Origin of the sequence: Nostoc sp. NMS4, assembly GCF_017115095.1 — a bacterium.
GTDB lineage: Bacteria > Cyanobacteriota > Cyanobacteriia > Cyanobacteriales > Nostocaceae > Nostoc.
Genome location: NZ_JABXKI010000377.1, coordinates 1 through 5802 on the forward strand (window position 1 = coordinate 1; position 5802 = coordinate 5802).

6 protein-coding genes are annotated in these 5802 nt (G+C 43.5%); 1 reads left to right on the plus strand and 5 read right to left on the minus strand.

The window, feature by feature from the left end; all coding sequences use genetic code 11:
- Window positions 1-159: 159 nt before the first annotated feature.
- On the minus strand, window positions 160-2277 hold the full coding sequence (locus HWQ37_RS31610; protein WP_292754792.1) for an SUMF1/EgtB/PvdO family nonheme iron enzyme: 2118 nt from the start codon (window positions 2275-2277) through the stop codon (window positions 160-162).
- A 1-nt stretch (window position 2278) separates the two neighbouring features.
- Window positions 2279-2674, minus strand: a complete 396-nt coding sequence (locus HWQ37_RS31615; RefSeq protein WP_292754795.1) for a Pepco domain-containing protein — start codon at window positions 2672-2674, stop codon at window positions 2279-2281.
- Window positions 2675-3034: 360 nt separating this feature from the next.
- Here HWQ37_RS31615 and HWQ37_RS31620 point away from each other — a divergent pair, with 360 nt between their 5' ends.
- Complete coding sequence (locus HWQ37_RS31620) at window positions 3035-3919, plus strand: Rpn family recombination-promoting nuclease/putative transposase (protein WP_292754797.1); 885 nt, start codon at window positions 3035-3037, stop codon at window positions 3917-3919.
- A 107-nt stretch (window positions 3920-4026) separates the two neighbouring features.
- Here HWQ37_RS31620 and HWQ37_RS31625 read toward each other — a convergent pair whose 3' ends face one another.
- The 3 genes from HWQ37_RS31625 to ndhC are packed head-to-tail and all read right to left on the minus strand — an operon-like array spanning window position 4027 to window position 5640.
- A complete protein-coding gene (locus HWQ37_RS31625; protein ID WP_292754800.1) occupies window positions 4027-4557 on the minus strand; it encodes an NAD(P)H-quinone oxidoreductase subunit J in 531 nt (176 codons plus the stop codon).
- Window positions 4550-5287 carry a photosynthetic/respiratory NAD(P)H-quinone oxidoreductase subunit K gene (gene ndhK, locus HWQ37_RS31630; RefSeq protein WP_194043101.1) on the minus strand — a complete coding sequence of 246 codons (738 nt, stop codon included), beginning with the start codon at window positions 5285-5287 and terminating at the stop codon, window positions 4550-4552. The genes HWQ37_RS31625 and ndhK overlap by 8 nt, the downstream gene beginning before the upstream one ends.
- Window positions 5278-5640, minus strand: a complete 363-nt coding sequence (gene ndhC / locus HWQ37_RS31635) for a photosynthetic/respiratory NAD(P)H-quinone oxidoreductase subunit C (RefSeq protein ID WP_094333328.1) — start codon at window positions 5638-5640, stop codon at window positions 5278-5280. Before ndhC ends, ndhK begins: the two co-directional genes overlap by 10 nt.
- Window positions 5641-5802: the final 162 nt, after the last annotated feature.

Genomic DNA, 5802 nt, shown 5'->3' on the forward strand with positions numbered 1-5802 from the left:
AATTAATTGAGTCGAACAACTGTTCGGTTTTGCAACCTACCAAGCTATCCGACTCGGTTTTATATTCGGAGGTTGTCGCCTTCCTCGCTGGTTTAGGTCTGGACTCCCTGGTGTACGCTCAATAAATTCCTACTCACCAACTCTGACAATGGGGAGTACTCACGCCACAGCCACCGCCACCACGCGAAAACCAATAACGTAGCTAAGAATCCGCGCGGCCTTATTGCGACCAGCAGAACGGCAAATCCTGGCATCGTAGATCCAACTACCGCCACGCAGCAGCTTTATGTTATTATCTTTACCAGTCAGCCACGCACTACCATCTTTTGGCGCACCCTGATAATTGTCGTTATATACATCTTGACACCACTCATATACATTACCATGCATATCGTATAAACCGAGAGAGTTAGGCAAAAATTTTCCTACATCTGTTGTTTGTTGACGATATACCCCTTTCGGTGCAGAGCCGTAAGGATAGTCACCCTTGTAGTTAACTAAATCTGTGGTAATCGTTTCACCAAAATAAAATGGGGTCTTGGTTCCAGCACGACAAGCATACTCCCACTCTGCTTCACTAGGTAGTCGATAGGTTTTTCTTGTTTTCTGGCTCAACTTTTTACAAAATTCTACTGCATCATTCCAACTCACCTGTTCTACAGGTCGTTTCTCACCTTTGAAGTTGGAAGGATTATTACCCATAATTGCTTGATATTGCGCCTGGGTGATTTCATATTTACCCATGAAAAACCCAGGTACTTTTACCTGATGCTGTGGACTTTCATTGTTAATTCTCTGGGCTTCTCCTTCCGGTGAACCCATGATAAAAGTTCCCCCTGGTATCTGTACCATTTCCAGGGTGACACCATTCCCTAAGTCTTCTTCAAAATATTTCGCTTCCTTTTTACGGCGGTTGGTGATATTTCCCTGTGCATCAACAGTCACCGTTTCAAATGAAAAGCTTTTTAAGCTATTGGAGGAAACGCCAAACGGGTTCGGGTTACTAGGAAGTCTTGTTATTTCTCGTGTAGCTGCTGGTGTAGAAGTTGTTCCTGCTAAATCAGTTTCTCCTAAATCAGACCGCCAGATGCGAGGTACTACAATTGCAAAACCCAACCCAGCACCCGCAAACCCAACAGTTATCACCTTTCGCCGTGACCAGTTAGGTAATATTGGGTTTTTTGATGGGGTTGAAGGTGTTGCAATTGTAGATGTTAGAAATTGTCCGGCACCAGAAGTCTGAGTATTATTAACAGGGGATGGTGAGATTGGCTTGGGAGGTGTTTGAGAAGGTTTACTTATAGGTGTATTTGTGACTGACTTAGATGCTTGTGGAATTGTTTGCTGAGGTAAATCAGGATTTGCAGAACTATCTCGCAACCGTTCAATTCTTTGTAAACCTCTCACTGCATCCATATCTTGCCCTGAAGCCGCAGCTAATACCCGAATCCACAATTGCTCTGCTAAGTCTAAATTCCTGTTTACTTCTGCTTGATAAGCATCATTTTTCAACGTGGCGATATCCGCTAGAGTTGCATATCGTGGCACAAGTATTAGGTGACATTTATTAACAGGTTCAGCAATCACATAAGGCGTTTGCCTTGTATTTTTATACTGGCGAACCAGTTCAGGCACACGAAACTTGAGATATTGATCCAATCGTTCAACAGTAGCGCATTTACCTTGAATTCCTAACCCTTCTAGTAATGCAGTGGTAAAAGCACCTTGTTGTAAAGCATCAATTTCATAAGAATACTCTTGGGGAATACAAGAAAAAATGCTGATAACTCCTTGCTGACGTGCTTCTTCTGCGGTTTGTCGCCCAATTCCTTCACCTGTTTTTTTGCCTTCATTGCGACAAGCATCCAGAATTAGGACAACATTATCAGCGCCGCAGCGACGCAGGCGTTCACTCACAAAGTTAATCGCAATTGCCGTGTTTTCAATATCCTCTGGATCGCCATCACAGGGCATGAGATAATCACGATCAGCGTATCTTATCCCATGACCACTGAAGAAAAACCAGAAATTATCCCCTGCTCCCATAAAAGGATTGTCAAATAACTGCCGCAAGACTCGCAGTAAGTTAGTGCGAGTTGGGCGAGTAGATTTTCCGTCAACAGGAGGAGAGTCATCGGAGAAAAAAAATATCCGCTCAAATCCGGCTTCATTGCCCAGAAACTCTTGCATTAACTGTGCATCCCGCTTGGCATAGTTTAGCGGTTGCAGATAATCATACTGGTTAATACCGATCGCGATCGCCCAATTTTTTGCCATCTCACCCTGGTTCTTGGCGCTTGAACTTCAGCTTAATAGCTCCTTTAGTCCCAGCTTTGGCACCATTGCCAATTAATTTAACTTCCCCATCTGCACTAATTTCTACCGATAGCTCAATTTCATCTAGCTGCATCTTGGAGTTAACTTTTGCTTGCTGTTCAGCTTGACTAAACAAACTTCCCACAACTTTGAGAAAGTGAGTCATATTTTGCTCTAATGTTTGAGCGCTAACCTTAACGGCATCTCCTACCCCTTTGCTACCAATACTTTCCCTGATAGCTTCGTCTCCCCAACCGCGCGTAGTAGTACTCCCGCCTTTAGCACCATCAGGAATCGATATTTGCGGCACTTCATCCGTCACAATCCAAATGCGATCGTCTTGGGGTATTTCTGACATATTACTTTAAATATTTACGTTAAATTTTCCCACAAATATAGATACAAAAGTAGAGATAGCGATTCCGATTACTAGGAAATCTTACTGAATATTTTAGCGATCGCACCAATTATGATAAAGATTCTGGGTGCGATCGCATAGTCTCAAATTATCTCAGATTGGGTGCGATCGCTTTCTATAATATTTACCCCACCCTAACCCTCACCCTTATAAAGGGGAGGGAACCGGATTTTCTTGTTTCCCCCCAAAACATCGGGGGGATTAAGGGGGGTAATAATTCGATTAAAATCACAACATACTACTTTTCAAACATCCTCTTAAGTACAATTATCTGATAACTTTCAGTACCTTTACAACCCGATGATCAAACCCGCCGATGTCAGCACCAAACGCTTAATCGGCCTTGCACCTGATAACTGGGTAAAATGGGTAACACAAATTCCTGATATTGTTGCTGGAGAAATTCTCAACTCAGAATTTCAGTGGATAAGTAGAGAAAGTGATGTTTTAATCCGTGTCGAAAGTCCCCAGCATGGAAAATTTCTCGTTCTTAACGAATTACAACTGCGCTATAAACCAGAAATGCCGCGTAGGATGCGTGCTTATGCAGCACTTGCAGAAGAAAAATATAATTTGCCAACATATCCAGTACTAATTAATATCCTCAAGGCAAGTGACGCTGAAATACCGACAAGTTATGCATTAAATATTGCTGGTTTACGTGCTATTCAAGATTACCGTGTCATTAACCTGTGGGAAGTCGATGTAAATATTGCCTTTGCACAACCATTACCATCACTACTTCCATTTGTACCCATCCTCAAAGGGGGTGATAACGAGTCTACGATTAGGGACGCATTGCGAATATTACGTGCAGATGAACAATTGAATCAACTAGAAACAGTATTAGGATTTTTTGCTACCTTTGTATTAGATAGTGCAATAGTTCAGCAAATTTTGAGGTGGGATATGGCACTTTTAGAGCAGTCGCCTTGGTATCAAGAAATTTTTAGTAAAGGGGAAGAACGAGGAGAAGCACGCGGGGAACTGCGAGGAAGAAAGGAGGAGTTGTATTCAGGAATTGAATTAGCATTAGAAATTAAGTTTGGCAATCAAGGTTTAGAATTGATGCCGATAATCTCTCAAATTACGGATTTGCAGAAATTAAAAGCAATTCAACAGGCAATTAAAACTGTAAATACAGTCAATGAATTACAGCAAGTTTTGTCAACCAACTTTATATAAAAACACCAAAAACATAACCCCTTTCCGCCACCGGAAAGGGGTTAATCACTATATTGTACAGACGCGATGAATCGCGTCTCTATTCATCGCGTCTCATTCAGCACTATCTAATAAGCGTCCTGCAACTCGTAGAAATCAGGCGAGATGTAATCCTTCCGCAAAGGCCAACCTACCCAATCTTCCGGCATCAAAATCCGCTTGAGATTTGGGTGTCCTTCGTAGATAATGCCGTACATATCGTAAGACTCGCGCTCTTGCCAATCTGCGGTTTTCCAAATCCAATACACAGAAGGCACTACAGGATTTTCCCGTGGTAAGAACACTTTAACTCGAACTTCTTCGGGGCGATCGCTATTATCACCCACTTTAATCAAGTGATACACACTTACAAATTCCTGTCCTGGCCCAAGGTCAACGCCACCTTGAAACTGGAGATAATTAAACCCATAAGCATAAAGGGCTGTAGCGGTAGGAAGCAGAAAATCTGCCGCCACCTTAATTATCTCTACACCATTCTTATCCGGTGCTAAAAACTCATGGTCAAAACCATTTTCCGTCAACCACTGGGAAACTTTACCCGCTTGTACCAATGACTCTTCTTTCGCTGCTGGCACTGGTTTAGATTCTTCTTCAGCCACGGGTTTGTTCCTCCTTTTGCGCCTTTTCTGTCAGCAGTGCAGGTGGTATTGGCATACCAATCGCTTCCGCCAATTCCTTCGGTGGTGCAGAGCGAGTTGCTGACTGCAAATACTTACCAGTTAAGATTTCTTCTACTGGTTTCAAATTATGAGTCGTGCTGTAATAGCGGTGAGTTTGCTTAATTTTATCCCGCTCTTGCATCGATTCATTAGCGATTTTCTTCCGCAGCTTAATAATTGCGTCGATAATTGCTTCTGGACGGGGAGGACAACCAGGCAAATACACATCCACAGGAATCAGTTTATCAACTCCGCGCACTGCTGTGGGAGAATCAACACTGAACATCCCGCCAGTAATTGTGCAAGCTCCCATTGCAATTACATACTTCGGCTCCGGCATCTGTTCATAAAGACGCACCAGTTGGGGAGCCATCTTCATCGTAATAGTCCCTGCCGTAATAATTAAATCGGCTTGGCGGGGGCTAGAACGGGGAATTAGCCCAAAACGATCAAAGTCAAATCGGGAGCCAATTAAAGCTGCAAACTCAATAAAGCAGCAAGCAGTACCAAACAGCAACGGCCACAAACTAGAAAGCCGCGCCCAGTCGTAGAGGTCATCAACCGTAGTCAAAATGACGTTTTCTGAAAGGTCTTGAGTGACATTGGTACGCTCAATGGGGTTGATGATTCGTTCTTTGCCCTGGGTTGTTAAGTTAGAATTCAAGACCATTCCAAAGCTCCTTTACGCCATGCGTAAACTAAAGCGACTACAAGAATTGCAATAAAGACTAGTGCTTCAATAAATGCTAATAGCCCCAAACGGTGGAAAGCTACCGCCCAAGGATACAAGAATACAGTCTCCACATCAAAGACGACGAAGACCAGAGCAAACATGTAGTAGCGGATGTTGAACTGAATCCAGGCTCCCCCAATGGGTTCCATGCCAGATTCATAAGTAGTGCGACGTTCTGGGCTGTAACCACTGGGTCGTAGGAGCTTGGAAGCTGAGAGCGCTAAGGCAGGAACTAGGCTACAGATGATGAAGAAGCCTAGAAGGTACTCGTAACCACTGAGGACAAACACAATGAGTATCTACCGCTTAAGGTGTAATTGAAGTGGGGAGGGGGATAAGGGGGATGAGGGAGACAAGGGAGACAAGGGAGACAAGGGAGCAGGAGAGGCAGGGGGAGAAGGAGATAAACAAAACTCCTAACTCCTAACTCCTAACTCCTAACTCCTAACTCC

Bases quoted from the DNA above. Each gene is read 5' to 3' on its own strand.
- HWQ37_RS31620 (WP_292754797.1), top strand. From the start codon at position 3,035: ATGATCAAACCCGCCGATGTCAGCACCAAACGCTTAATCGGCCTTGCA.
- HWQ37_RS31610 (WP_292754792.1), bottom strand. From the start codon at position 2,277: ATGGCAAAAAATTGGGCGATCGCGATCGGTATTAACCAGTATGATTAT.
- ndhK (WP_194043101.1), bottom strand. From the start codon at position 5,287: ATGGTCTTGAATTCTAACTTAACAACCCAGGGCAAAGAACGAATCATC.
- HWQ37_RS31615 (WP_292754795.1), bottom strand. From the start codon at position 2,674: ATGTCAGAAATACCCCAAGACGATCGCATTTGGATTGTGACGGATGAA.